Origin of the sequence: Paenibacillus sp. O199 (assembly GCF_001636635.1) — a bacterium.
Classification (GTDB): domain Bacteria; phylum Bacillota; class Bacilli; order Paenibacillales; family Paenibacillaceae; genus Paenibacillus; species Paenibacillus marchantiae.
Genome location: NZ_LGRP01000018.1, coordinates 69,170 through 95,351, shown reverse-complemented (window position 1 = coordinate 95,351; position 26,182 = coordinate 69,170). Strand labels below are relative to the sequence as shown.

25 protein-coding genes are annotated in these 26,182 nt (G+C 46.6%); 8 read left to right on the top strand and 17 right to left on the bottom strand.

All coding sequences use genetic code 11. From position 1 onward, the window contains the following. Positions 1-23: 23 nt before the first annotated feature. On the bottom strand, positions 24-809 hold the full coding sequence (locus A6049_RS22650) for a DeoR/GlpR family DNA-binding transcription regulator (RefSeq protein WP_176854453.1): 786 nt from the start codon (positions 807-809) through the stop codon (positions 24-26). A 457-nt stretch (positions 810-1,266) separates the two neighbouring features. Between A6049_RS22650 and A6049_RS22645 the strand changes: the two genes are divergently transcribed. After that, positions 1,267-2,187 (top strand): LysR family transcriptional regulator, encoded by a 921-nt coding sequence (locus A6049_RS22645; protein WP_063566816.1) that lies wholly within the window; start codon positions 1,267-1,269, stop codon positions 2,185-2,187. Between the two features lie 220 nt (positions 2,188-2,407). On the opposite strand, the gene A6049_RS22640 is transcribed toward A6049_RS22645, so the two are convergent. The 4 genes from A6049_RS22640 to A6049_RS22625 all read right to left on the bottom strand — a co-directional run bounded on the left by A6049_RS22640 (position 2,408) and on the right by A6049_RS22625 (position 6,413). Further along, the gene (locus A6049_RS22640) at positions 2,408-2,593 is read right to left on the bottom strand and encodes a hypothetical protein (protein WP_024630602.1); all 186 of its coding nucleotides are present in this window, start codon (positions 2,591-2,593) and stop codon (positions 2,408-2,410) included. Positions 2,594-2,679: 86 nt separating this feature from the next. After that, complete coding sequence (locus tag A6049_RS22635) at positions 2,680-3,501, bottom strand: carbon-nitrogen family hydrolase (protein ID WP_063566815.1); 822 nt, start codon at positions 3,499-3,501, stop codon at positions 2,680-2,682. A gap of 48 nt (positions 3,502-3,549) precedes the next feature. Beyond that, positions 3,550-5,196: an ABC transporter substrate-binding protein gene (locus A6049_RS22630; RefSeq protein WP_090951414.1), complete on the bottom strand. Its 1,647-nt coding sequence runs from the start codon at positions 5,194-5,196 to the stop codon at positions 3,550-3,552. A gap of 203 nt (positions 5,197-5,399) precedes the next feature. Then, positions 5,400-6,413: an ABC transporter substrate-binding protein gene (locus A6049_RS22625; protein WP_063566814.1), complete on the bottom strand. Its 1,014-nt coding sequence runs from the start codon at positions 6,411-6,413 to the stop codon at positions 5,400-5,402. 260 nt (positions 6,414-6,673) lie between these two features. On the opposite strand from A6049_RS22625, the gene A6049_RS22620 reads away from it, so the two are divergent. From A6049_RS22620 to A6049_RS22590, 7 genes are all read left to right on the top strand, one after another. After that, positions 6,674-7,882, top strand: a complete 1,209-nt coding sequence (locus A6049_RS22620; RefSeq protein ID WP_063566813.1) for a pyridoxal phosphate-dependent aminotransferase — start codon at positions 6,674-6,676, stop codon at positions 7,880-7,882. Positions 7,883-8,243: 361 nt separating this feature from the next. Then, positions 8,244-9,347 carry a glutamate 5-kinase gene (gene proB, locus A6049_RS22615; RefSeq protein ID WP_063566812.1) on the top strand — a complete coding sequence of 368 codons (1,104 nt, stop codon included), beginning with the start codon at positions 8,244-8,246 and terminating at the stop codon, positions 9,345-9,347. Between the two features lie 96 nt (positions 9,348-9,443). Then, positions 9,444-10,691, top strand: coding sequence for a glutamate-5-semialdehyde dehydrogenase (locus A6049_RS22610; protein WP_063566811.1), 1,248 nt, complete (start codon positions 9,444-9,446; stop codon positions 10,689-10,691). 36 nt (positions 10,692-10,727) lie between these two features. Further along, positions 10,728-11,588: a pyrroline-5-carboxylate reductase gene (gene proC, locus A6049_RS22605; protein WP_063566810.1), complete on the top strand. Its 861-nt coding sequence runs from the start codon at positions 10,728-10,730 to the stop codon at positions 11,586-11,588. After that, positions 11,585-12,808: a 2,3-diketo-5-methylthiopentyl-1-phosphate enolase gene (locus A6049_RS22600; protein WP_063566809.1), complete on the top strand. Its 1,224-nt coding sequence runs from the start codon at positions 11,585-11,587 to the stop codon at positions 12,806-12,808. Before proC ends, A6049_RS22600 begins: the two co-directional genes overlap by 4 nt. Then, positions 12,805-13,482, top strand: a complete 678-nt coding sequence (locus A6049_RS22595) for a 2-hydroxy-3-keto-5-methylthiopentenyl-1-phosphate phosphatase (protein WP_063566808.1) — start codon at positions 12,805-12,807, stop codon at positions 13,480-13,482. Before A6049_RS22600 ends, A6049_RS22595 begins: the two co-directional genes overlap by 4 nt. Before the next feature lie 2 nt (positions 13,483-13,484). Then, positions 13,485-14,138 carry a methylthioribulose 1-phosphate dehydratase gene (locus tag A6049_RS22590; protein WP_036607600.1) on the top strand — a complete coding sequence of 218 codons (654 nt, stop codon included), beginning with the start codon at positions 13,485-13,487 and terminating at the stop codon, positions 14,136-14,138. Between the two features lie 164 nt (positions 14,139-14,302). On the opposite strand, the gene A6049_RS22585 is transcribed toward A6049_RS22590, so the two are convergent. The 12 genes from A6049_RS22585 to A6049_RS22530 all read right to left on the bottom strand — a co-directional run bounded on the left by A6049_RS22585 (position 14,303) and on the right by A6049_RS22530 (position 26,024). After that, a complete protein-coding gene (locus A6049_RS22585) occupies positions 14,303-15,589 on the bottom strand; it encodes a hypothetical protein (protein WP_063566807.1) in 1,287 nt (428 codons plus the stop codon). 37 nt (positions 15,590-15,626) lie between these two features. Beyond that, the gene (locus tag A6049_RS22580) at positions 15,627-16,079 is read right to left on the bottom strand and encodes a hypothetical protein (protein ID WP_079694034.1); all 453 of its coding nucleotides are present in this window, start codon (positions 16,077-16,079) and stop codon (positions 15,627-15,629) included. Continuing rightward, entirely contained in the window at positions 16,069-16,572 is a 504-nt protein-coding gene (locus tag A6049_RS22575; RefSeq protein WP_240321518.1) for an RNA polymerase sigma factor, read from the bottom strand. The genes A6049_RS22580 and A6049_RS22575 overlap by 11 nt, the downstream gene beginning before the upstream one ends. Before the next feature lie 282 nt (positions 16,573-16,854). Beyond that, entirely contained in the window at positions 16,855-17,559 is a 705-nt protein-coding gene (locus A6049_RS22570; protein ID WP_063566805.1) for a DnaD domain-containing protein, read from the bottom strand. Positions 17,560-17,576: 17 nt separating this feature from the next. Then, positions 17,577-18,872: an asparagine--tRNA ligase gene (asnS, locus tag A6049_RS22565; RefSeq protein WP_063566804.1), complete on the bottom strand. Its 1,296-nt coding sequence runs from the start codon at positions 18,870-18,872 to the stop codon at positions 17,577-17,579. A gap of 102 nt (positions 18,873-18,974) precedes the next feature. Beyond that, entirely contained in the window at positions 18,975-20,180 is a 1,206-nt protein-coding gene (locus A6049_RS22560) for an acetate/propionate family kinase (protein ID WP_063566803.1), read from the bottom strand. Beyond that, positions 20,177-21,049, bottom strand: coding sequence for a 3-hydroxyacyl-CoA dehydrogenase family protein (locus A6049_RS22555; protein ID WP_063566802.1), 873 nt, complete (start codon positions 21,047-21,049; stop codon positions 20,177-20,179). The genes A6049_RS22560 and A6049_RS22555 overlap by 4 nt, the downstream gene beginning before the upstream one ends. Before the next feature lie 133 nt (positions 21,050-21,182). After that, positions 21,183-22,685, bottom strand: coding sequence for an AAA family ATPase (locus A6049_RS22550; protein WP_063566801.1), 1,503 nt, complete (start codon positions 22,683-22,685; stop codon positions 21,183-21,185). Continuing rightward, positions 22,678-23,205, bottom strand: a complete 528-nt coding sequence (locus tag A6049_RS22545) for a hypothetical protein (protein WP_063566800.1) — start codon at positions 23,203-23,205, stop codon at positions 22,678-22,680. The genes A6049_RS22550 and A6049_RS22545 overlap by 8 nt, the downstream gene beginning before the upstream one ends. 302 nt (positions 23,206-23,507) lie before the next feature. Continuing rightward, positions 23,508-24,038, bottom strand: coding sequence for a cell wall elongation regulator TseB-like domain-containing protein (locus A6049_RS22540; RefSeq protein ID WP_063566799.1), 531 nt, complete (start codon positions 24,036-24,038; stop codon positions 23,508-23,510). A gap of 41 nt (positions 24,039-24,079) precedes the next feature. Beyond that, positions 24,080-25,384 (bottom strand): amidohydrolase, encoded by a 1,305-nt coding sequence (locus A6049_RS22535; protein ID WP_063566798.1) that lies wholly within the window; start codon positions 25,382-25,384, stop codon positions 24,080-24,082. Beyond that, positions 25,371-26,024: a redox-sensing transcriptional repressor Rex gene (locus A6049_RS22530; RefSeq protein ID WP_053780717.1), complete on the bottom strand. Its 654-nt coding sequence runs from the start codon at positions 26,022-26,024 to the stop codon at positions 25,371-25,373. The genes A6049_RS22535 and A6049_RS22530 overlap by 14 nt, the downstream gene beginning before the upstream one ends. Between the last annotated feature and the right edge of the window lie 158 nt (positions 26,025-26,182).

The following is a 26,182-nucleotide window of genomic DNA, read 5'->3' as shown; positions in this document are numbered from 1 at the left end:
AACCCTCCTCTTCCCGATGGTTATCAGTCTTGCTTTCGAACCTCTTCATTTTCTTCCTGACACTCAATAACAGTGATGTTCTTCTGATCCAGAACTTCTCTGATCTCACTCGGGAGTTCCTGATTTGTGACTAAAATGTCAACGAAATCAAAGTCCAGCCGATGAATAGATTTGCCAATAAATTTTGTATGATCGGCTACTACGATAACCTGATCAGATCTTCTGGCCATTTCTTTCTTTACCCGGGCATCTTCTTCATATGGATAATAAAGTCCATCAGACCGGATCGCCGATGCTCCGATGAAGGCTTTATCAGCACGAATTTCACTTAGTTTATCGATAATGGAAGAACCATATAAAAAGCGGTGCTTTACATTCAAGTAACCACCGAGAATATAGATTTGAAGATCCTCTCGATTGGACAAGATCCCTACGTTATCAATCGAGTGCGTGACCACCGTGCAATTTTTTGCGCTAATTTGTTCCGCTACAAATTGCACCGTGGTTGATACGTCTAAAATCACAGTCTCATGGTCTTGGATAAGTTTTGCCCCAAACTTCCCTATTTTTTTCTTACTCTCGGATTCATCAATCAAACGATCCTGATAAGACAGCATTTCTTTCTGTAACTCAGGTAACGATAGCCCCCCATGAGTTCGAATCACAACGCCTTCTTGTACTAATCTAACAATATCCCTTCGTGCAGTATCCCTTGATACTTCAAACAGCGTACATATATCTGTAACACTCATCGATTGGTGATGTTTCAAGTATTCGAGTATTTTTAACAATCTTTCCTCTTGATACACAATACATGCACCTCCTTTTAAGTAAGTATAAGTTTTATTTTTAATTTTCGCAAGTTATTATAAGTAAAACTTAAGTAAGTGCAAGTATTTATTCCTGACTGTTCAATGAAAAAGACGTTAGCCAGATGAATTTACATCCGTTAACGTCTTCATAAGTTAAGATTTACTGCTAAGAAAAAATTAATGAATGGATTTCGGAGCCATTTGCTTATCAAATTGACTTAAATCACTCAGATAAATATGATCTTGAGTCCAATTGACTCCCAATAGGTTTTTTTTAATGCTCGTTGCAGAATTGGACTTCACGCTTTTCACCCCCTTGAGGGAGTTTCTTTTTGTTATAGTTTTGCCTGTGTTGTATTAACTCTTTTAAGCAGTTTAAGCGTTTCAGTTAAACTAATCATTTCTTATTTGTAGTGATATAATGATGGCATAACGAAAGGAATGAAGTGTGCATATGGAATTCAGACAACTTCAATATACGCTGCAAATCGCGGCAGAACGGAATTTCTCCCGGGCAGCCGAGAAGCTGCACATTGCCCAGCCTTCTTTAAGTCAGCAGCTATCCAAACTTGAAAAGGAACTGGGTGTACTGTTATTTCAGCGTAATACCAGCACTGTGGAGTTGACCCATGCAGGGGTGACTTTTGTAGAGCAGGCTCAAAAAATTATTGATGCAGTCGAGCTGCTCAGACAGGAAATGTCGGACATTTCCCAGCTGCGTAAAGGTAAAGTCGTTGTAGGCAGCATGCCGATCACTGGCTCCCACCTGCTTCCGCATGTGCTTCCCGCTTTTCAACAGGCCTATCCCGAGATTGAAGTAACCTTGCTGGAAGACTCCGGGCTGACGCTTGAAAAGTTGACGGCCAGTGGCAAGGCTGACTTAAGCCTGCTCTCCCTCCCATTGCAGGAGCCAAGTCTATCTTATGTAACGATAGGTGAAGAGCGAATTGATCTGGCTGTTCCCCCAAATCACCCTCTGGCACGCAGAGGAGATCCAGAGCATCCGATTCCAGTACGGATGGAAGAGCTTCGAGATGAACCCTTTGTTGTGCTGAAGAAAGGACAAGGCTTCCGCAAACTTACATTTGATCTGTGTGAGGAAGCTGGGTTTGACCCCAATGTGGTTTTTGAGAGTACAAATATTGAGACGGTGCAGTCACTGGTGGCTACAGGTATGGGGATTACACTGGTTCCGCGCTTTATTGCCCGTGCGCCCCGCAGTGAATTTGTTCCTATTTATGTACCGCTAGCTGAGCCAACGCCCAGTCGTACCCTTGTCGTTGCATACCGCCAAGGACGGGTTCTCTCCAAAGCCGCGGAGGCATTCATTCATACGTTTCAACAAACCGTAGCCGAGCTCTCTCAAGGAGAATAATTGGACGGTCAGCGAAACAGCCCGCCATACATGGCAATAAAATAAACAAAGGCTTGACCCATAAGGGCCAAGCCTTTGTTCTATACTCGTCTCCCGCATCCGCAGGATAAAGTTCTTACATGGTATTAGCAGTACATCATCGTTACAGTACAATGTTGCTGATATCATCATTGAATTGTTAACGTAAAAACGTACATATGAGAATTTAAAGTTTGGCGGTTTATTTTCGCAAATTACGTTCACTTGTCAGCCTGTTCTGTTGATTCACAAGGCGGCCTTCGTCCTGAACAGATTGTTCAGGTGGTGATAGCCCTCCTGCCCCATTCTCTAAGAATGGCCTCAAGTGATCTACCCTAGTGTTTTCCTGTTCCAGTCTCCTGAGCGTATCTTTCACATGGTTGTCCATTGATTGATCATCCTCCTTGGTGACGGGATAGTTATCATTACCCGCCTCCCGGATGAATAAACACTTTATTGGAAAATTGCAGATTTTTATTTGCTGCCAAAATAAATGCTAGGTCTACGGTCTTCGAATACCGGGATACGGCCACGAACCTCATCCACAAGCGAAGGACGGATAACTCCGGTCACGATCTCTTCTCCTTCTCCACCTTCAGCCACAATTTCACCCCAAGGATCAATAATGAGGGAATGCCCGAAAAATTCGGTGTCTCCGCTTTTCCCTACACGATTGCAGGCAATAACGTACATCTGATTTTCGATGGCCCTTGCTGTAAGCAGTGTGCGCCAATGATGCAAGCGCGGGTTCGGCCATTCAGCGGGGACAATTAATGCTTTGGCTCCGTTCAAGGCAAGGGTTCGAGCAAGCTCAGGGAAACGGATATCGTAGCAGATCGAAGCTCCAGCGGTGAGGCCATTTTCCAATTCGAATATTTCCGGTTCTGCACCAGGCTGCAAATACTTCTCTTCATCCATCAGACGGAATAAATGCAATTTATCGTAACGTGTCACCTGATTTCCTTCACTGTTATAGGCGTACATTGTATTGTAAATTTGGCCATTACGTTTCTCCGCAATGGAACCGCCAACGATGGAGATTCGATGTTTTTGGGCAAAAGCCGCGAGCCACTCTCTTGATTTCTGGCCCTCCGGGTCAGCAAGCTCATGAATTTGTTCCAAAGCATAGCCCGTATTCCACATCTCGGGCAGCACAGCCAATCCCAGGTCGGGAACCTGTTCTAGCGCTCGTTCGAGCAAAGACTGCATATGTTTATGGTTGGCCTCAGGGTCTCCGAGCTGAATATCGCCCTGAATCAGGGCCACACGCATTTCCCCTTGTTGTTGTTCTGTCATAACCAGCACTCCTCTGAACCGTAATACCTGTAATCATAGCTTGATCATTCAAACATCTGCAACCTGTTTTCGTTCTGAACTCCTACATAATAACTCGGGCAGCAATGTTAACAAACGGTTGCTCGTCAGCGCATCGCCCAAATTCCATGTTGTCTCCTCTACTCCGTACACTTGCCCCTTCTGCACGGCTGGAAGTGCCAGCCAGCTTGGACTCTGCATCAACTTCTCTGTGGCCTGCCTTGCAATAACCTCTTCAGGAAGCAAGACAAATATATGATCACCGGCATACTGACGAATCGCTTCTGACGAAATTTCCTTATACGCTCTGCCCGCGGCAAGCGCCTCCTTCACTTTCGTAACGGGTCTGAACCCCATCGGATGATACAAGAGCGAGGCCAGACCAATATTACCCATGACAAACAATCGTGCACCCCGATGATACGTGAATACGGACGCCGTTTCCCCCGGTTCAATTGAAGCATGAATCTTCATCCACATCTTTTCCATACGTTGCTGATAGGAGGAGAGCCATTGTCCAGCCTCTGATTGCTTGCCAAACCAGCTTCCCACCCTGCAAATCCGATCTTCCAGCGTTGCGTGAGAGTTGTATGCCAGTGTGGGTGCAATTCGGGAAAATTGCTCATATTGCTGTTCGTTAGTGCTATCGAAAATGATCAGGTCTGGTCTCATCCGGACTGCCTCTTCCACATTAACCGGGGCAACCGCATCATATGCCTGATCTCCTAACAGACCAATACCCAGCACTCGCAGATCTCCACCGGAATCACCATAAAACATAATTCGCTCCGGTCGTGCCGGAATATTCACATCATGACCCAACCAATCCTGAACCAGTGTTTGTTGCTGAATAGATCGGTCATATTGACGAGGCGATAATCCGGTCATTTGACGAAAACGCCTGCTAAAATAATACTCGTCCTTAAAGCCCACCCGGGTTGCTATATCCCGAAGCGGTTCATCGGATTTGCGCAGCCAATCCTTAGCATGTTTAATTCGTACATGGTTCACATAATCAAGCGGCTTGTGGCCGGTTAATTGTCTGAACAAGGTTGTATATTGCACGGGTCGGATAGCCGCAAGACGTGCCAGTTTCGTTACTGTGATTTCTTCAGCGTAATGGTCTTCTACATACTGAATCGTGCTGTGTAGTCTGGATTCCATGCTCTGCTCCGTTTTTGGAGAAGTGTACCGGGTGATGATCATCTCCATCCATCTCTGAAACTGTGCATTCAAATGGATATATTCGGCATCTGTTTGATAATCACGAATGGCATACAATTGCTCCAACAGTCCACTTAACGGGGCATAAGGATAGCCGTTCAATTGATTTCTATGTTCGAATACAGGGCGCGTATACTGTTCCGGATCTCCTGTCAATACATGAATAACATCAAATGATATCACCATATATTTTAATTCCATTCGGTTTCCATGTTCAATTTGGTACCCCTCGCCCGGAGAAAGCGGGTAAACACATCCGGTGGTAAAAGGAAACTGTTCATATCCTATGTATAAGCGACCTTCCCCTTCTTCGCAGATCAAAAATGTATGTTTATCGCATGCCACTTCCAGCATCACCTGTTCTGGTTGTTCAATTCGTTGTTCCAGATGATCCAGCCGAAACATGAATGCTGAAAAATACAACCCTCTCGCATCGGCATTTAAAGCCTGCATGGTGGTTCACCTCGTTCTTTAAAATGAGAATGATTATCATTAAATCTGTATGAACTGATTATAAGCGAGCTTTTGTCATTAATCCAGATCTGGCTGTAATCAGCAAAAAAAAGAGCTTTCAACGAAATGTTGAAGGCTCTTTTTTAGTCGGCATTTTCGTTCTTGTTCCAGTAAAATATTATGATTTATCAATCCATAAACGACTATTTAATCATCTGTTTCGGTAACTCTTTCAAAAGCCATTCTCTTGAAGTTGCATCACTTGAAGCCTTAACCAGATCAAAGCGATATACTTTTCCTTCTTTTACAGCGGGCAAGTTCTTCCAGATCGGGCTATCCAGCAATTCTTTGGTGGACTGCTTCGCATCATCCGTTACTGGATTCAGTATAAATACGCGATCACCCGCTATTTCGGGCAGCTTTTCAGTAGAAATCTCTGCAAAGCCCATTCCTTCATCTAATACTTTCTGAATTTCCGCGGTTGGCTTCATGCCATCGGCTCCATATAACAACTGTGGCAATCCTGCTCCGGCCATTACAAACAGTCGATTACCAGGATACATGGTGAATACCGAAGCCGTTTCCCCTTCTTTCAGTCCATTCTCATGAAGCTGCTTCCACATCTCTTCCGTTGCTTTTTGATGGGCCGTGATCCAAGCTTCCGCTTCCGGCTTTTTGTTCAACAGATCGCCAAGAGTACGCATGCGGTCGTCCAGTGAAGCAAATGAATCAAAGGTAACCGTTGGCGCAACCTTCGAGATTTGATCATATTGTGCCTGATCACTATTTGAGAAAATGATCAGATCAGGATTCAAGGTAAGCGCCTTTTCAACACTCATCGGGAAACCCACATCTTCCGCTTGGGCTACCTGATCATCATATACCGTTCCATCCTGACGAAGAATACCTACAGGTACAACGCCCAGCGCTAGCAAATCCCCTGTAACTTCACCATGATAAATCACGCGTTTTGGCGTAACCGGAACCTCAACTTCATGGCCTGTCCAGTCCTTGAACATCCGGGTTTCACCCTCACTGTTATCCGCGGATGCCGTCTGTTCCTGCTTGGACTGATCCCCATCTGTCTGTGTTTCATTAACCGTTTTGGAATCATCCGTTCCAGATGGAGTTGAAGCCTGATTTCCGCAAGCCAGCAGAAGAATGGACAACCATGTAACCGTCAATAATACTGCCGTATTTCGTATACCCTTTTTCATTTCTATTTCTCCCCCTAATAAGTGCTTCGTCCATATTTATCAATGATATTGATTATCATTATCGAGTATTATCATAAAACAGGCTTTACCCTAATCTCAATGGACAAAACGAAATCTCTCATTTCAGTTTTGTACAAAAACACAAATATAGGCTCCATTCAAGTATTCATGAAGTGTTTTCCCCCTATACAGCTCGGGATTGACGTGATAAATTAATGAGTACTATATTGCCATCTTTAATAACCGGAGTGATGTATAGCATGACTAATCAATCTAAATCATCGAGTCGTTCAGCCTTTACCATACCTACATCCGATGTAATGACACAGCTTCCTACACAATTTTTTGCTACCCTTGTTCAAAATGTAAACCGCGAAATCGCAAGTGGTCACGACGTGATTAACCTGGGTCAGGGTAACCCGGATACACCTACACCACCCCACATTGTTAAAACATTGCAGGAGTCGGCGGAGAACCCGCTCTATCACAAATATTCTCCTTTTAGCGGGCATGCTTTCCTGAAGGAAGCCGTTGCGAAGCGTTACAAGGAAGATTACAACGTGGACCTGGATCCCGAAACGGAAGTTGCTATTTTATTTGGTGGAAAAACGGGCTTGGTCCAGTTGCCTCAAGTATTGCTCAATCCTGGCGACGTATGTCTCGTACCTGATCCAGGTTATCCGGATTATTGGTCCGGTGTGGCACTGGCGAAAGCGCACATGTCTTTTATGCCACTGCTAGAGTCCAATGCATTCCTGCCTGATTATGAAGCAATCTCTACCGAGGATCGGGAGAAGGCCAAGCTGATGTTCCTGAACTATCCCAACAATCCAACATCGGCAACCGCCCCGCTTTCCTTCTATGAAGATACGGTAGAGTTCGCCATTCAAAATAAAATCGTCGTAGCCAGCGACTTCGCCTATGGTGCAATTGGATTCGATGGACATCGTCCAGTAAGCTTTTTGCAGGCAACAGGTGCCAAAGAAGTGGGCATTGAGTTCTACACGTTATCCAAAACCTACAATATGGCGGGTTGGCGCGTCGGATTTGCTCTGGGCAATGCGGAGATCATCTCCAAAATCAATCTGCTGCAGGATCATATCTACGTGAGTCTCTTCGGAGGCATCCAGGCCGCTGCTGCTGCGGCACTGACATCTTCCCAGGAATGTGTCACTTCACTGGTTGCACGTTATGAATCACGTCGCGATGCTTTCTATGATGCACTCTCATCCATCGGCTGGCAGGCCCCTAAACCGGGAGGTTCCTTCTTTAGCTGGCTGCCTGTACCTGCGGGCTTTACTTCTGCTTCATTTGCCGACGTGTTACTACGTGAAGCAAAAGTCGCGGTAGCACCGGGTATCGGTTTTGGTTCACATGGTGAGGGCTATGTGCGCGCAGGACTGCTAAGTGATGAAGATCGATTAAGGGAAGCAGCGGAGCGGATTGGCAAGTTGAATTTATTCAAGTAATTTACAGGTGTATAACCCCTTTGCATCTGCCAAGTTTCCATGGTATGTTATAAGGAAATATTGAACGAAACGTGATGACGGGACCAGTACGAGAGGATCAGCCGCGCCCAGAGAGTAAATTCCATCGGGCTGCAAGAATTTACCGCGGCTTCTCTCCGAAACCTACCCCTGAGCGGCCTGTGATGCACAGGACAGTGCCTTCTGTTACAGGGCATGAAGCCGGATGATCCAATCATCAATAAAGGTGGTACCGCGGAAGTAACGAACTTTCGTCCTTTTTAACTAAAAGGGCGGGAGTTTTTTTTGTACCCAACGGTCTGCTCCAGGGTCAATCATTAATATTGTTTAAGGAAGTGAAAACATGACCTCACGTATTGTAGTTAAGATCGGAAGCAGTTCGCTTACTACGGAAGAAGGCGGGCTTGATCGAAGTGCCATTACTTTTTTTGCCGGAGAAATTGCTGCCTTGGCCGAACAGGGCCATGAGGTTCTTCTGGTCACTTCGGGAGCGGTAGCTGCCGGATTCCGGGAGATCGGTTACCCTCAGCGTCCCAAGCAGTTGCATGAAAAACAAGCTGCAGCGGCTGTTGGGCAAGCTTTGTTGATGCAGGCATATCAACAGGCTTTTGCAGCGCACCGCGTTACTACAGCACAAATTCTGCTCACCCGTACCGACTTTCACAGCCGGAAACGTATGGGCAATGCGGGCATGACGGTAGAAGAACTGCTCAAACAGCGCGTCATTCCGATCTTTAACGAGAATGATACCGTATCTGTCGATGAATTAAAGTTCGGAGATAACGATCTCCTGTCAGCTCTGGTAGCGAATCTGGTCAAGGCACAGCATCTGGTCATTCTTACAGATACCAACGGTCTGTACACGGCCGATCCACGAAAAGATCCGTCTGCGTTTCGTTATGACCGTATCCCCGAAATTACGGCAGAAATTTACGCCTATGCTGGTGGTTCTGGATCATCCGTAGGTACAGGCGGCATGCGATCCAAGGTAGATGCAGCCAAAGTGGCAACGCGTGGAGGCGTGCCTGTCTTTGTGGGAAGTGTGAAGGAACCTGGAGATATGCAAAAAGCGGTTGATGGCACTGGAAAAGGAACGTATTTCGAGACTCGCCTTGCCGCGCTCTCTCGTAAAAAGCAATGGCTTGGCTTCATGTCTACTCCGCTCGGTACCGTCGTTGTGGATAATGGTGCCGAAGAAGCACTCGTCCATGGTGGTCATAGTCTCCTGCCTGTAGGCGTCAAACGTGTGCTGGGTACCTTCCATGCCGGAGATGTTGTAGAGGTGCTGGGTATGGATGAAACCTTGCTCGGTCGTGGTATCGTCAATTATGATGATGACCAGCTACGGCTCATTGCAGGACTGCCAAGTGGCGAAGTAATGAAGCAGTTGAACAGCATCCATCGACTTGAGGTTATTCATCGGGACGAGTGGATTACGTTAAAATAGAAAACCTCTAATCCTACCGAGTGTACTTCTCAGGATCATATGATACAGCTATTAAATATTCTTTTGTTTCCACTTTATATATGGGAGGAATTTATGATGAGTGAAGTCAGGGAAAAAGCGAGCAAGGCTCAAGCCGTGGTTCCACAGCTGAATCGACTGAGCACAGAACAAAAAAATAACGCCCTGCTGGTCATGGCGGACGCATTGATTGCCCAATCGGATTCCATTATAGTAGCAAACGCTGACGATCTGGAACGTGGCAAACAGCAAGGTACGCCAGAATCGATGCTGGATCGCCTCGCTTTAAATAAGGAGCGTATCGCCGGTATCGCAGAAGGACTGCGTCAGATCGTGGAGTTGCAGGACCCTGTCGGCGAAGTGCTGGAGACGTTCACTCGTCCAAACGGATTGCATGTTGAAAAATTGAGAGTGCCCATCGGTCTGATCGGCATCATCTACGAGGCACGTCCAAATGTTACAGTAGATGCCGCCGGACTATGCCTCAAAACAGGCAACGCTGTACTGCTACGAGGCGGCTCCTCGGCCCTCTCCTCCAACCGCAAAATTGTGGAGGTATTGCATCAGGCACTGGCAACAACAGACATGCCCGCGGACGCCTTGCAGCTTGTGGAGGATGCAGACCGCTCTTCCGTGGACGAAATGCTCAAGTTAAATGGACTGCTCGATGTCATCATCCCACGCGGCGGAGCCTCACTAATCCGCAATGTGGTCGCCAATGCAACAGTGCCTGTGATCGAAACCGGCGCAGGTATCTGCCATACCTATGTGGATGAATCTGCTGATCCGGTTATGGCTGTGGAGATTGCAGTTAATGCCAAGGCACAGCGTCCATCGGTATGCAACTCCATGGAAACCTTGTTGCTGCACGCTGTATACGCGGAGGAGCATCTGCCGGCTATGGCTGAACAACTCCGTGAAGCGAATGTCCTGTTGAAGGGTTGTGACATGGTTCGCCGTCTCGTTCCCTCTGCCCTTCCTGTGACGGAAGAAGATTTTGCGACAGAGTACAATGATTATATTTTAAATATTCGTGTAGTTCAGAACCTGGATGAAGCGATGGAGCATATTGCCCGTTATGGCACAAAGCATTCAGAGTGCATCGTCACCAAGGATACCATCAATGCAGAACGTTTTTTACATGATGTAGATGCAGCTGCTGTATACCATAATGCTTCCACACGTTTCACAGACGGTTTTGAATTCGGTTATGGAGCCGAAATTGGGATCAGTACCCAGAAGCTGCATGCTCGTGGACCGATGGGTCTGCCTGCATTAACGTCAACCAAATACCGTATCACTGGAAATGGACAAATCCGGCAATAATATCGCAGCTACAGTTATATAGGAGGAACGATAATTATGAGTCAAGAACAACAGACGTTATTACAACAAAAGATTACTTTTCACGGAGCAGGTGCGATGGCTGAAGCCATCGTGCGCGGACTAATTTCCCGCCTTGTCGTTCGTCCTCAGGATATTACGATGCTGAACCGCAGCAACCAGAAACGTCAGGAGGAGCTAAGCACCCGTTATGCCGTGCATACCGGAACTGCTGCACAATCGCTGGATCATCTCGCCGCTTCTCCCGTTATTGTACTCTGCATGAAACCGAAGGATGCTGCCGCAGCGCTGCGTCAACTTGGGCCGCTCCTGTCTCCGGATCAATTAATCGTCTCCGTTATTGCCGGATTATCGATCCGTACGATGCAATCCCTGCTGGGACTCAAGCAACCGATCGCCCGCACCATGCCGAATACGTCCAGTACAATCGGGCTTGGAGCAACCGGACTTGCCTTCTCTGAAGAGATTACGGATGAACAGCGCAGTACAGTCATGACGATGTTCGAAGCTGTCGGAATCGTGACCATTGTGCCTGAAGATAAACTCGAAGTGCTCACAGGTATTTCCGGAAGTGGTCCGGCTTATGTATACTATTTGATGGAGGCCATGATTGCCGCAGGTATTCGTGGCGGCTTGTCCAGCCAACAATCCCGCGATCTGACTGTTCAGACCGTGCTGGGTGCTTCTCGCATGGTACAACAGACTGGCCTAGAGCCAATGAAACTCCGTAGTGATGTGACCTCCCCGGGAGGTGCAACCCAGGCAGCACTAAAAACGCTGGACGAGGGAGATTTCTTTGAAAATGTAATCGCAGCCGTCAACCGCTGTGCAGAGCGCTCACGGGAGATGGGAGCTGCTTTGGAAGGAGATTTAAAATGAATACTATGTGCACAGCCACATATCGTCTGCATGATGATCGTGCAGACTTCCGCAAGAAGGCTGAGTCCATTGCTGTCGGCATGACTGTTGGCAGTTGGACCGAATTGCCTCAGGCCAAGCGTGAGGCGATGCAGAAACATCTGGGTGAGGTCATCAGCGTTGAGGTGCATGAAGCTGAGGGCATGGCCCCAGGTGAGCGTTACGCTGATATTACCATTGGTTATCCGGATGTAAATTTCAGCCGTGATATTCCTGCCCTGCTCGTGACGGTCTTTGGCAAAATCTCAATGGATGGACGCATCAAACTGACACGGCTTGGATTCTCAGACGGCTTCCTCAGCGCATTCCCCGGTCCCAAGTTTGGACTGAACGGTGTTCGTGATCTGCTAGGTGTACATGATCGTCCATTGTTAATGAGTATCTTTAAATCAGTTATTGGACTGGATGCAGACGAATTGAAGGAACAGTTTATTCGCCAGGCTCTTGGTGGAGTAGACTTGATTAAAGACGATGAAATTCTGTTTGAGAACAAACTGACTCCGATTGAGAAAAGAGTCGAGGTCTGCATGAAAGCTGCGGAACAGGCACGCAAGGAGACGGGTAAGAAACTTCTTTATGCCGCGAATTTGACTGGACCTACATCACGCCTGAAACAACAGGCTGAACGTGCGATAGGTGCAGGAGCAAATGCGCTGTTGTTCAATGTCTTGTCTTACGGATATGACGTGCTGCACGAACTAAGCAGTGATCCAGACATCAACGTGCCAATCATGGCTCATCCTGCGCTTGCAGGTGCACTGTATCCTTCACCACACTATGGTATCTCAGCTTCCGTCCTGCTGGGACAGCTGATGCGACTTGCCGGAGCGGATCTGGTGCTCTTCCCTTCCCCTTACGGATCGGTGACAATGCCGAAGGAAGAGAATATGGCCATTACAGAACAATTGCTGTCACCTGAGCTTCCGGTCAGAACCAGCATGCCTGTGCCTTCGGCTGGTATACATCCAGGGCTTGTACCGCTTATTCTGCGTGACTTCGGCACCGATGTCATCGTTAATGCCGGCGGAGGTATTCATGGACATCCCATGGGCACTGAGGCAGGCGGACGGGCATTCTTGCAGGCTATCGAGGCAGCCCAGCGTTCCATTCCACTGGCAGAGTATGCAGTCGAACATCCCGAACTGAAAAGTGCACTGGATCTGTGGGGTGGCGAACGATGAGAAGTGATAAAAAAACGGTCATTTTCTGTGATTTCGATGGCACGATCACCCTTTCGGACAATATTGTAGCAATTATGAAACATTTTAAACCCGAAGGTATTGAAGCAATTATGAAAGACACGATTGAACAGCGAGTTTCGCTCCGCGAAGGTGTGGGAGCGATGTTCGCTCTGTTGCCTTCTTCGCAGAAAGATGAGATTGTGGAATTTGTACTTGGTCAGGCTGGCATCCGAGAAGGGTTCAGCGAATTTCTTGCATACGTTCGGGACGAGGGCATTGAATTCAATGTCACCAGCGGCGGAATGGACTTTTTTATCGAGCCTTTGCTCGCTCCATTCGATATTCCACAGGATCACGTTTATTGCAATGGGGCAGATTTCACAGATGAATTTATACGTATTGAATGGCCTAATCCATGTCAGCCTCCTTGTGAGAACGGATGCGGCATGTGTAAAACGACGGTTATTCGTACATTCCCGGAAGAACAATATAATCGTATCCTCATTGGAGACAGTCTAACGGATTTTGAAGGTGCCAAAATCGCTGATCTTGTCTACTCCCGTTCTATCCTGACGGATAAGTGTATAGAGCTGGGTGTGGATCATGTCCCATTCACAACCTTCTACGATATTATGGAAGATATGAAACAGAAGCAAACACAAGGAGTGCTGTAAAAATGGGTTTTGAAAAGATTACATTGGAACATAAACGCCAGGTCCTCGAAGAGCTGGCTGATATCAAAGCGCTGTTTGCCAGCCGTAACTGGTTCCCTGGTACAAGTGGCAACCTGTCGATGCGTGTGGGCGACTTCGACCCGGAGCAATTCTACTTTGCAGTTACTGCATCAGGCAAAGACAAATCTCTCCGTACACCGGAAGACTTTCTGTTTGTGGACAAGCATGGTAAAGCCATTGAGACCACAACCCTGAAACCGAGCGCTGAAACGTTGATTCACTGCGAAATCTATCGTTTAACCGGCTGTGGCGCGGTGTTCCATGTGCATACCGTATTTAACAACCTGATCAGTGAATTCTTTGGAGCAGATGGACACGTACCGATTCAAGGCATCGAATTGATCAAGGCTTTCAACATCTGGGAAGAAAATGCGGAGATTCGTGTACCGGTCCTGCCTAACTTCGCTGATATTCCATCCATCGCTGAATTGGTGCCAGGTGTACTTGATGCCAACGTACCAGGAATTTTGCTGCGTAATCACGGTATTTATGCCTGGGGCAAAGATGCTTTTGAAGCGAAACGTCATCTGGAAGCGTTCGAGTTCCTGTTCGAAGTGATGTACCGTCAACTTCTGCTGAAGGGTGCTACGAAATAGCAATCATTTATTCGAAATAAAAGCTGCAAAACCAAAAACACGCCAAGGCTAATATACATAGTCCTCGGCGTGTTTTTTTATGTTTGGGAAATTGTAGCGATTGGAAGGTTACTCTATCATCGTAGTGTCAGTGTAACTATTCTTTAGTTCAACTAAGTAAAGCTCTACAGACGATCGTCCCGATCCTTGAATAAAAAGAGACTGTCCGCTCCCTCATCATTTCGATGAGCCGCACTAGAGATACCCGTCCCCCTCTGCTTGCCAAACAACAGCTTCAGACCGCCAAAAATGAGCAGCAAGGACACAATGACGGTGTTCACATACGAACGAATCTCGTACGTCATAAATGCATCCGGGAACATCTCATTCAGCTGTGGAATGACCAAGCGGATAAACAGATAGTACAATCCCAATGCAGCAATTCCGAATCCAATCAGGCGCTGGTGACGAGCCCAATCCTTGAAAATAGGTTGATCTGTCAACGGTTCGCGGCCATACCGGCTTGAACACTGAAGTCCGTCAAAGAAGCTGTAGAACCAGATCAACGGAATCATGAACAGGAACACCGATAAATGAAGCAGGTCCAGAACGTAGATACTGCCGAGAAACAGGAACATGAGTTGCATGCCTCTTTTTTGCAGTCCCAGATACAGATGACCCGCACCCGGAAAGGCTGATAACAGGGTTGCCAGCACTTTGCTTCGCCGTCCAGAAGCCCTGCCCATCTCCAGCTCCTCGAACAACGTACGATCCTGCAATACCTCACCGGCCTGCTTGCGATGCACATGCTGGACCGCATCAAACATGCAGTAAACCCAGATGACAGGCAGAATGAGCAAGAACATCAGAAATACGGATTCATTCGTAATAGAAGCTACAAAAACCATCATGGCAAATGAACCGAAGAACGCGATAAGGAATGATAAACCGCGATGTAACAGTCCGAGATGAAGATGTCCCAGACCTGGAACAAAGGAAAGCAGAATCGTGAAGAATCGTTCGCTTTCACTGCCTTTTTGATACATGGGTTGACCATAAGGAGCCGCAGGCACGCCATACTCACCGTTCTGATGCTGATGTATTCCCTCCATGTCCATGTCCATCTCCATCTGTCCCAGATGACCTTCCTGACCAGTGTATGCTCCCTGATGCGGTCCACTGTAATGTGCGCCATATCCATGGTATCGGGCATCATTAGGCGATGGGGCACGTAGCAGAACGATAATCATATCCAGCATGCTGACACACCAGAAGAATATGGTCCCCAAAGCCCCAAGAATCATTAACTCTCTCTCACTCACCAGAATTGCCAGCATAAACGAACCAACAGCTGTCCCAAAAAAGAGTAATGGATAGATTACAGCTCTGACAGGCCGACCCCAATAGAGAAAACCCAGACCCGGAATCAGGTTTAATAAGAATGCAAGTAATTTGTTACGATCTGATTGCACAGTCTTCATCCTTTCTTTTCAGGCAATACGAAACAATTTATGGTCCAGGCTTGAAGTGATCCAGCCATGATGTGGCTGCCTCCGTCCATTTTTCCGTAAATGACCCCCTGTTCTCACCTTCCTGGAACTTATGATAAGGGGCTACCTTGTCAAACAGTCCCGAGGAGAGGAAGATTAACGTCAGACAAGCCGCTACAGCATAATGAAACACTTTGTGATCCAGCCAGAGACGTCTTCGTCCAGAACGCGATTTGCGCTTTGGCTTGGAGGATTGCATTTCCGTGATTTGATTCATGACCGAATCGGCGAAGCCTACCGGGTCCTTCAGTTGTGGCAGCTCCCGATGAATGCCGAGTGCTTCGAGATAGTTGTCCATTGCTTCCGGAACGTCCATCAGCACCTGTTCCATCAAACTTGCCTGGTTTGCAGTCATTCGGCCTTCAATATAATCAGTCCATTCCTGGACGGTATACATCCTTTTATTCCTCACGCCACTCATCCTCCTTCCAATGATTTCGAATCCACTGCCGGGCACGATATAGACGGGACTCCACGGTCTTCACTGCCACCTGTGCATCACGGGCAATCTGCTCATAATTTTTTTCGCTTAAGTAATACGCAGTTATAATGTCCCTGTGCTGGGCAGGCAGCTGATTGATACGCTCGCGCAACTTCTCCTGACGCTCTTCACGCACGAGGCGGGCAAGAACATCTTCTTCGCGACCGGGCATGTTCATTATTTTTTCTTCTCCGCCCAGATCCTCAGCGCTTCGTCTGCCCAGCTTGCGTTTGGCATCAATTGCTTTGTGAAAGGTAATTCGGGTTAACCACGTTTTGAAACCTTCGGATCGGTAATCGGGGAGAGATTTGACCATCTGAATGAACGCCTCCTGCGCTGCATCCTGTGCATCATGATCGTTCCGCAATACGGAGTAGGCCACATGGTATACATGCTGGCTGTACTTTTCGATCAACAAACGCATCTGGGATGTATCGCCTTGACGGATTTGTTCGATTAAGCGCGCTTCATCAATAACTCTCCCCTCCTCTCCACTACAATAGACGACAACTTGTTTGTTGACCCCTGCGTATTCATTCATTTTTTTATAAAAAGGTTATACATTGCCTGAAAAGTCAGTTCCACCGGGAATTAACTTAACGTATCTTATTGAACATCTCTATAATCTAAAAAAACAGGCACAGAATAAATTCTGGCCTGTTTTTGTTTATTCTGAATGAAGTTGTTGCATAATCTAACATTGGTGTTAACGTCCACCGTTACGAAACCGCTGCGTATATGCCTTGGCATCCTGCACATTCTTCACGCGGTTACGGCTCCATTCCAGCAGAATTCGGTCGATATAGCGGAAATGCACTTTACCAGCAAACACCGCTTCCTTCAATGCCATGAGAATCAGTTCCTCCTGATAGCGATCCTGATCCAGCCAACTGGATATAGTCTCGCATTCCATCGGGGAAAGCGGGCGGCCAAATTCTTTTTCAAAAATAGAGAACATATTTCGCTCTTCCTCTTCTTTTTGAACACTGTTCGAATCCGGGCGTAATGCATTATTGTCCTGCTGCTGTTTACGAGCAACGGCCAACTCCTCTGCTGTACATCCTGCAAGCTTCGCATATAATCCATGCAGATCATAACGTTCATACTGAATATCACGCTCTTCATCCCGATGCTCGTCAATGTGAATGTACCCGTCTCTCATAAGACGTTGCAGCATTCTGGCGATGCCTTCAGGAGCAAGACCCATACGGGTAGCAAGCTCTTCAAGCGTTGGGAACTCATTGAATTCAACTTGCCGGAATCCAAACAATTGAATCAGCAGAAGTACCTCTGCGTCACTTAACCCCAGCTGATGATAATAGCGCAATAAAGCATATGGGAGCTGCGCTGTCCCTGATGCCATACCGTAAGCTGCTCCATTCAACCAGGCTTTGGAGCCGGTTTCTTCCATGGACTCGCGGTTAAGCATTAAGGATACAGACGATAGAGCATACGTGGGAATGCAATTGTTTCACGTACGTGATCCAATCCACAGATCCATGCTACCGTCCGCTCCAATCCCAGACCGAAGCCGGAGTGAGGAACCGATCCGTATTTACGTAAGTCCAGATACCACTGATATGCCTCTTCCGACAATTGATGCTCATCAAAGCGCTGCTGCATCAGTTCCGGATCATCAATACGCTGGGAACCGCCAATGATCTCTCCGTATCCTTCGGGTGCAATCATATCTGCACAGAGAACCACTTCAGGACGATTTGGATCAGGTTTCATGTAGAATGCCTTGATTCCAGCCGGATAATGGGTAATAAAGACCGGTGTTTCGTATTTCTCGGCAATCGCTGTTTCGTGTGGAGCACCAAAGTCCTCTCCCCAAGGAATATCGAAGCCTTGTCCATTCAGGAATTCAATCGCTTCATCATACGTAATGCGCGGGAATGGAGCTACAATTTTTTCAAGCTTGGATACATCACGTCCGATGGACTCCAGTTCAGCACGGCAGTTTTTCAGAACCGTTTGAACCACGTGAGCAATAAACTTCTCTTGCACTCGCAGGCTTTCCTCGTGATCCACAAACGCCATTTCCGGCTCAATCATCCAGAACTCAATCAGGTGACGACGTGTTTTGGATTTTTCAGCACGGAACGTAGGACCGAAGGAGTACACTTTGCCCAGCGCCATTGCTGCAGCTTCCATATACAACTGTCCACTTTGTGTCAGATAGGCATCTTCATCAAAGTATTTGATGTGGAACAAGTTCGTCGTTCCTTCAGCAGATGAAGGTGTAAGAATCGGAGGATCAACCTGAGTGAATCCGTTACCATCAAAGAACTGCTGAACAGCGCGGATGATCTCCGCACGAATAACCATAATCGCACGTTGTTTTGTCGAACGCAGCCACAGATGGCGATGATCCATCAGGAAGTCTACCCCATGCTCTTTCGGAGTAATTGGATAGTTTTCAGTCAGATGGATAATTTCCACGCCAGTAACTGTCATCTCATAACCGGATGCACTACGCGGTTCTTCACGGATAATACCTGTTACATACAATGAACTTTCTTGAGTCAAGCTCTTCGCAGCATTCCAGATATCTTCGCTAACTTCACTCTTAACCACTACCCCTTGAATATATCCGGTTCCATCACGCAGTTGCAAAAATTGAATTTTGCCGCTGGAACGTTTGTTGTTAATCCAGGCGCCGATTTTAACAGTCTCGCCCACATGCTCACTCACATTACGAATTACACAATCCGTACTCATGCCCATATCTCTCCTTGGAATCCTGAATTTGAAAATGCAGCGGGCAGGCATATGCCTGTCCCCTGCACTTCCTTGTCATGCTATATTCACTTTACAATTAGATTACAGAGAATTCAATACGATTCGGTGTGTATCTCTTGCAATCACCAATTCTTCGTTCGTAGGAACTACAAGAACGTCCACTTTGGAATTCGCTGTTGTGATGCGGCGTGGCTCTCCAGAGCGAATTGCATTCAGCGCTTCATCCAGTTCAACACCCAGGTACGTGAGTTGCTCACATACTTTTTGGCGAAGAACAACGGAGTTTTCACCTACACCAGCCGTAAATACGATCACGTCTACACCGTTCATTGCTGCTGCATAAGAACCGATGTATTTACGCAAACGGTATTCGTACATCTCGAATGCAAGCGTGGAGTTAGCATCGCCAGCTTCCATACCTTCCGTGATTTCACGCATGTCGCTGCTGATGCCGGAGATTGCAAGAAGTCCACTATGTTTATTCAACATGGAGTTTACTTCGCTCACGCTCAGTTCTTCCTTGTTCATAACATAAGGTACAATTGCCGGATCCAGGTCACCACTACGTGTTCCCATCATCAATCCTTCGAGTGGAGTCATGCCCATGGACGTGTCCACGGATACGCCGCCCTGTACAGCCGTTACACTACCACCATTACCAACATGGCATGTGATGATCTTCAGATCTTCCAATGGACGATCCAGATATTCAGCTGCTGCCTTGCTTACGTAATCATGGGAAGTACCATGTGCTCCATAACGACGCACTTTATACTTTTTATAAAGCACACGTGGAATAGCATACAGATATGCTTTTTCCGGCATCGTTTGATGGAAAGCCGTATCAAAGACCATTACCTGTGGTACTCCTGGCATATTGGATTCAGCCGCACGAATACCCATCATTGCTGCAGGGTTATGAAGTGGAGCCAGATCGAACAGACGGCGGATTTCTGCTTTGGCAGCATCATCAACCAATGTCGATTCCTTAAATGCTTCACCACCATGAACCACACGATGTCCAACTGCCTGAATTTCATCAACGGAACCAAGCACACCGTTTTCTTTATCTGTCAGGATGTCAATAACTTTACGAATCGCTGTAGTATGTTCGAGAATTTCGCTAACTTCCGTAACATCCTCGCGGCCCGTTGGTTTATGAGTCAGAATGGAAGAGTCCATACCGATCCGCTCTACCAGACCTTTTGCCAATACGGATTCATCCGTCATGTTATACAATTGATATTTGAGCGAGGAACTCCCCGCATTAATTACGAGTACTTTCACAGCCGGTCACCATCCTTGTCGTACTTGAAGAATCCTTCGCCTGTTTTAACACCCAGGTGTCCTGCACGCACCATTTTCTTCAGAACTGTGGAAGGACGATATTTCAATTCACCGAATTCACGGAACATTCTTTCGAGTGCAGCTTCTACCGAATCCAATCCGAAACGGTCTGCCATCTCAAGCGGTCCGTGCTGAAAATTGTATCCGATACGCATAGCGTCATCAATATCTTCAGCGGAAGCGACACCTTCCTGCAGTACATGCAGCGCTTCGTTGATCAGAAGACAGATCAGTCTGGACGTAACAAATCCAGGTGATTCATAGATCATAACGCCTTTTTTGTCCGCTACTTCTTCCACAAAACGTCTAGTTTCTGCAAAAGTGCTATCGGATGTTTTCAGACCACGAATAATCTCTACAAGATCAACCCGGGAAACCGGGTGAATAAAGTGCATACCAATAACACGCTCTGGGTATTTGGTTGAGCTTGCAAGCTCAGTCAAACTCAGCGTGGATGTATTACTTGCAAGAATTACGTTGCTTGGGCAAACTTGGTCAAGTTGACTGAATACCGCTTTTTTCGCTTCCAGATCTTCAGAAATAGTCTCAATGACCATATCGCAAGTTCCGAGTTCAGCCAGATGAGCAACTTTGGTAATACGGGAGAGAATCAATTTCTTCTCAGCCTTCGTAATGGCCCATTTCTCCAGTTGTTTATCAAGGTTCGTCTCAATCATGTTATACGCATGATCCAGCTTCTCCGTTGTGTGTTCCACCAGAAGCACATCAAGTCCTTTGGCTGCAAGCATCTGGGAAATACCTTGCCCCATCGTGCCGCCGCCGACAACTCCTATCTTTTTGAAAAACATGGTTCTGCTCCATCCTTTCGGTTCTCTATTTCTCTATTGTACCCTGTTCGCCGAAAATTACAAATTTCGACCCAACATATAATAATATCTTAGCACGACTGAAATGTAAAAAAAAATAACCGACATAAATAAATTATGCCGGTAGAAGGGCGCTGTCACGAAATTGACAACGAAATTGATCGCCAGACAATACTTCTTCCCTGAGCAACGTGTCGAGGGAATTGTCGAAAATTGTCCGCTGTTCTTCAAGCAATCGTTTGGTCTGTTCCATCAGGTCTTGCAGGATTAATTTATTCTCCCGCATCAATTCTTCTGTAGTTACCATATCCATGTTAACAATACCCAACGTCGTGAGCCCGGAAGCCATCATCGTCTGTACTACATTCGTTGCTTGTTCAAAGTCATTACGCGATCCTGTACTACGTCCACCGTAATACATTTCCTCCGCTGCTGCACCTCCGAGGGCAATCATGATTTGCTCTTCAAGAAAGCGCTTCGTGTACAGAAATTGCTCTTGTTGCGGGTTATGACGTACATAACCCAAGGCCTGTCCACGAGGGCTAAGTGCAACCTGACTCACACTGCCAGGACGAACCAGTTCAGCCATGATGGCATGTCCCAACTCATGAATAGCCACTCTTTTCTTCTCTTCCACGCTGGATTCGCGGTCTGTCTTCTCACCCATCATTACTTTATCAATCGCAAGGGACAGATGACGCTGTTCAATGTTGAGCAGCCCGTCTCTCATCGCATAAATTGCTGCTTCGTTCATCACGCTTTCCAGCTGCGCTCCAGAGAAACCATAGGATTCTTCTGCTGTCTTATCAAGGCTGACCCCTTCCAAAAGAGGTTTATTAACTGCATGCAGCTCCAGTATGTGTTTTCTGCCTTTCTTATCCGGCAAGTCTACCTGAATATGACGGTCAAAACGACCTGGACGCGTCAGTGCGCTATCCAGCATTTCTTTTCGGTTCGTAGCGGCGATCACGAGTATACGTGGTGTTTCGGAAGAGTATATGCCATCCATTTCCGTCAACAGCTGATTCAGCGTCTGATCATATTCACGCTGTTGTCCACCTTCGCGTTTTCCACCGATCACATCAATTTCATCAATAAATATAATGGCATTTTCCTTATTTTCTTTAGCGGCGCGAGTTCTTGCATCACGGAACAAATCACGTATTCTGCCTGCACCTACACCAACATACATCTCAACAAACTCACTGCCTGAAGCAGCTACAAAAACAGAGTCGGTATAATGAGCAGCAGCTTTGGCCATCAAGGTTTTACCTGTTCCTGGAGGGCCAGTAAGCAGTATACCTTTCAAAGGACGAATACCAAACTTCTGAATTTCTTCATGTCGAATGAGAAAATCAAGCGCTTCCCGCAGTTCCTGCTTGGCACTCTCCTGACCACCGATTTCTTCAAAAGTCAGCTTGGAAGGGCCTTTTTTCTTGCGTTTACGTTCCTGACCTGCCCCCACCGTAATCCCACCCCGCATTTGCATCATGAGCAGCAGAGCTCCCACAAGCATTACAGCGATCAGAATGGGAATCATGTTTACACCGATAAAAGCGAGAAAGATAATTAATACGGGTACAAATCCAATGGCAATTTCTTTCGTCCATTTAGGCATTAGGCCACACTCCTATCTGACCGGGCACACGCGGCAGAATAATAAACTTACTGGCATCTCCATCTCTGAGACTGACATATACATTATTGTCATCCATGGCTGTATTTACCTTGATCCCATTTGTAGCCATTTTAGACAAGGTCGGTGTAATTTCGGTGTATTGCTTGTTCTCCATCGCTTGTGCTACGGTAAACATCGCGCTTCCCCACCAGCTCTCTAATGCTTCGTTGGAATGATCCACGACATCCAGCTTCAACGAACGAGTGCCAATCAAGGTTTGTCCTTCTTTGTGAATATATTGTACCAACCTGCCCAGATCAACATCCGGCTGCAGATCGAGTTTCAACTGTACATCATTGCGGTTAATAGTTAATTGAACATCATTGACTCCATCGTACTGGGTAACCATTTTTTCAATTGGGCTTTGCACAGCCACATGACGATACACAAACCAACCTCCAAACAACACAACGGCTGAAATGACGGCAGTCAGAGCAATAGGCAATACTTTTATCTTCAAGTGAGTTACCCCTCCTAAATTTTGGCCCATCCTATAACTTGTAGGCAAGAATATGAATATGTGTACGTAATGTCCTGTGATGTGCCTAACAGGATTTATTTGTGTATGATGTATCCTTGAATACATATTTGAGTATATCACATCGTATATACAATATCTAAGGCGAAAATATGAATAAATTATTAATTTTAACTATTCAAATCCAAAATGATCAACAAAGTACGCCAAAGAACCGGACCAGTCGGGTTTCCGTCTGCCGGTTCTTTAATGTATTCTTTTGGACGATAGTATTTATGCTAATTCTAGCTATTTGGGATCGTATAGACCAGATCCACCTGTTCCCCGTTACTGAAGCGGTAAAACCGATAATAGTTGTGAGTATCATCATTATAATACACTTGCCATACATAGATTCCATTCACAACGCCTGGCATGATTCGTTTGATCTCCCCACCGGGAACTTCAGAGCTGAACCGATTTCGAATCTGAGCTTCATTCATGCCGTTCTTTAACAGTTCACCGTGTACTGCATTGGTTCCCGTCACGGGTTTGTTATTCTCATCAAACTTGATCCACACCATGACATCCTGGTTATCCTTATTTTTGCCAATCAGGGTCCAGTATATGTTGTCTCCGCCGTCTTTCTGCCCCCAGACATACTTACGCAGCTCTTCGTGGGACGTAATCCCCAGCTGTTCCTGGGCCGCCTGTATGGCCAACGCCTCTTCCTTGCGCTGATCCTGGGTAACATAGACATAATAACGCTGAAGTCCAAACAGAATCAGAACCAGGAGCAGCAGCGAAATCCATATCCACTTCTTTTTTTTCTTCAAAAGCCGAACTTCCTTTCCCTATGACGATGCTGTCCTTGTAATTAACGGGCAAGCAAACTGTCAAATGCCAGCTGAGACTCACGCAGAATGCGCTCTTCATCCATCGTAAGACATTCGCCATGTTTAACCACTTGTTTACCATCCACCCACACATGCTCCACATCTTTGGCCGAAGCCGAGTAGACCGTATGGGAAATCAGATCCGTATGCGGATAGAAATGGGCCTGTTCGATGTTCAACGCGATGAAGTCAGCCTTCATGCCAACTTGCAGAGCGCCTGTATTGTTCAGGAATATGGATTTAGCACCATACGAAGTTCCAAGCAGAAGCGCTTCCCCTGCCGGCACTGCAGTAGGGTCACCGGACACACCTTTGTGAATCAACGCAGCCAATCTCATCTCTTCAAACATATCCAGGTTATTGTTACTGGCTGGTCCGTCTGTTCCCAGAGACACAGTCACGCCTGCTTTCAACAGATCAGGCACACGCGCAACACCCGAAGCCAATTTCAGGTTACTGCCTGGATTGTGGGAAACTGCTACATCATGCTTTGCGAGAATCTCGATCTCTTCATCATTCAGATGTACCGCATGTGCAACCAGAGATGGACGGGAAAAAAATCCTAGCTTCTCCAGATGTGCGACTGGACGCAGTCCGTAATCAGCCACGTTCTGTTCCACTTCGCGAAGCGTTTCAGACATATGCGTATGCAAAGGCAGATTCAGATCATGAGCAACCTGTACCAGCTTCTCTATGTAATCCGGAGGGCAAGTGTAAGGGGCGTGCGGAGAGATTACGGTTGTAATTCTTCCGTCTGCTTGTCCATTCCATTGACGGGCAAATGCTGCGGACTCTTCGAGCTTGCGCAGTTGTTCTTCTTCTGAGCAAAGCCCGATTACCCCACGTGCCAGAGCAGCCCGAACGCCGGATTGTTCCACCACTTTCGCAACCTGATCCATATGATCATACATATCTAGGAAAGCTGTTGTTCCACCCTTCAACATTTCAAGCACGGAAAGTGATGTGCCCCAATATACGTCTTCAGACGTCATTTTGGCTTCCATTGGCCACATTTTCTCCTGCAACCATACTTGTAACGCCAGATCGTCTCCATGGCCTCTGAGGAGCGACATGGCCGCGTGACCATGCGTATTGATCAGACCCGGCAAGAAGAACAGTCCTTTTCCGTCCACCTTTGTCAGGCTTTCGTCTCCTTCCGGCAATGTCTCACCAATATGCACAATCTTGTCATTCTCAACAACCATAAGACCTTGAACCACGTTCCAATTCGTACCTTCACTCACGGCAAATTTGCCGTTGTGAATTACCCATCTATTTGTCGTCATCTTCCTCGTCGTCCTTTCCATTCTCCAAGTAATAAGCCAGGCTAAGTAGATCCGTCGTAAAATCAGCATGATGAATGCGAATATGCGGCGGGGTCTTCAGGATCGTTGGCGCAAAGTTCAGAATCGCTTCAATTCCTGACTCAATCAGCTGATCTGCAACATTTTGGGCTTCCGTATCCGGAACCGTGATAATACCTATACGAATGTTATCTTTTTTGACCGAATCCGTTAATTCATTCATCGGTTGTACCGTCAAACTGTTGATTTGACTCCCAATTTTCGGACCGTAGGCATCAAATACAGCGACGATCTTCATGTTGTCTTTGAGATAGGCATTGTAATTGGACAAGGCATGTCCCAAATTACCTGCTCCGACAAGAGCTACATTGATCTGCTGGTCTATTTTTAAAATATGGCGGATTTTCTCAATGAGATATGAAACGTCATATCCAATCCCTTTACGACCAAAGTCACCAAAGTAAGCCAAGTCTTTACGAATCTGGGCCGGATTCAAATCCAGCCTCAGTCCAAGTTCTTGTGAAGAAACCGTATTGACTTCCCGCTGATGCAGTTCATTCAAATAACGCAAGTAAACAGGTAATCTACGCACCACGGCTTCCGAAATTTTATCTGATTTCATTCATTGCTCCCCCTTACCAAGGCCACGATAGATAGATGAAAAGATGAGCACCCTGTCTAAAACGATGCAAAATGATTACTGAATTAAACAGGATGCTCCTTGTTATATAATGGATAATTGCTTTAATCGCTTTACTCGCATATCCATGAAACGAATAC

What these genes read in the sequence shown, in the direction of transcription:
- A6049_RS22610 (WP_063566811.1), top strand. Translation starts at nt 9,444, where the DNA reads ATGAGTGAAGTCAGGGAAAAAGCGAGCAAGGCTCAAGCCGTGGTTCCA.
- A6049_RS22600 (WP_063566809.1), top strand. Translation starts at nt 11,585, where the DNA reads ATGAATACTATGTGCACAGCCACATATCGTCTGCATGATGATCGTGCA.
- A6049_RS22625 (WP_063566814.1), bottom strand. Translation starts at nt 6,413, where the DNA reads ATGAAAAAGGGTATACGAAATACGGCAGTATTATTGACGGTTACATGG.
- proB (WP_063566812.1), top strand. Translation starts at nt 8,244, where the DNA reads ATGACCTCACGTATTGTAGTTAAGATCGGAAGCAGTTCGCTTACTACG.
- A6049_RS22640 (WP_024630602.1), bottom strand. Translation starts at nt 2,593, where the DNA reads ATGGACAACCATGTGAAAGATACGCTCAGGAGACTGGAACAGGAAAAC.
- A6049_RS22555 (WP_063566802.1), bottom strand. Translation starts at nt 21,049, where the DNA reads ATGTTTTTCAAAAAGATAGGAGTTGTCGGCGGCGGCACGATGGGGCAA.
- A6049_RS22635 (WP_063566815.1), bottom strand. Translation starts at nt 3,501, where the DNA reads ATGACAGAACAACAACAAGGGGAAATGCGTGTGGCCCTGATTCAGGGC.
- A6049_RS22595 (WP_063566808.1), top strand. Translation starts at nt 12,805, where the DNA reads ATGAGAAGTGATAAAAAAACGGTCATTTTCTGTGATTTCGATGGCACG.
- A6049_RS22570 (WP_063566805.1), bottom strand. Translation starts at nt 17,559, where the DNA reads ATGGAAGAAACCGGCTCCAAAGCCTGGTTGAATGGAGCAGCTTACGGT.
- A6049_RS22550 (WP_063566801.1), bottom strand. Translation starts at nt 22,685, where the DNA reads ATGCCTAAATGGACGAAAGAAATTGCCATTGGATTTGTACCCGTATTA.
- A6049_RS22620 (WP_063566813.1), top strand. Translation starts at nt 6,674, where the DNA reads ATGACTAATCAATCTAAATCATCGAGTCGTTCAGCCTTTACCATACCT.
- A6049_RS22630 (WP_090951414.1), bottom strand. Translation starts at nt 5,196, where the DNA reads ATGCAGGCTTTAAATGCCGATGCGAGAGGGTTGTATTTTTCAGCATTC.
- A6049_RS22590 (WP_036607600.1), top strand. Translation starts at nt 13,485, where the DNA reads ATGGGTTTTGAAAAGATTACATTGGAACATAAACGCCAGGTCCTCGAA.
- A6049_RS22530 (WP_053780717.1), bottom strand. Translation starts at nt 26,024, where the DNA reads ATGAAATCAGATAAAATTTCGGAAGCCGTGGTGCGTAGATTACCTGTT.
- A6049_RS22535 (WP_063566798.1), bottom strand. Translation starts at nt 25,384, where the DNA reads ATGACGACAAATAGATGGGTAATTCACAACGGCAAATTTGCCGTGAGT.
- proC (WP_063566810.1), top strand. Translation starts at nt 10,728, where the DNA reads ATGAGTCAAGAACAACAGACGTTATTACAACAAAAGATTACTTTTCAC.
- A6049_RS22645 (WP_063566816.1), top strand. Translation starts at nt 1,267, where the DNA reads ATGGAATTCAGACAACTTCAATATACGCTGCAAATCGCGGCAGAACGG.
- A6049_RS22575 (WP_240321518.1), bottom strand. Translation starts at nt 16,572, where the DNA reads ATGCGTTTGTTGATCGAAAAGTACAGCCAGCATGTATACCATGTGGCC.
- asnS (WP_063566804.1), bottom strand. Translation starts at nt 18,872, where the DNA reads ATGAGTACGGATTGTGTAATTCGTAATGTGAGTGAGCATGTGGGCGAG.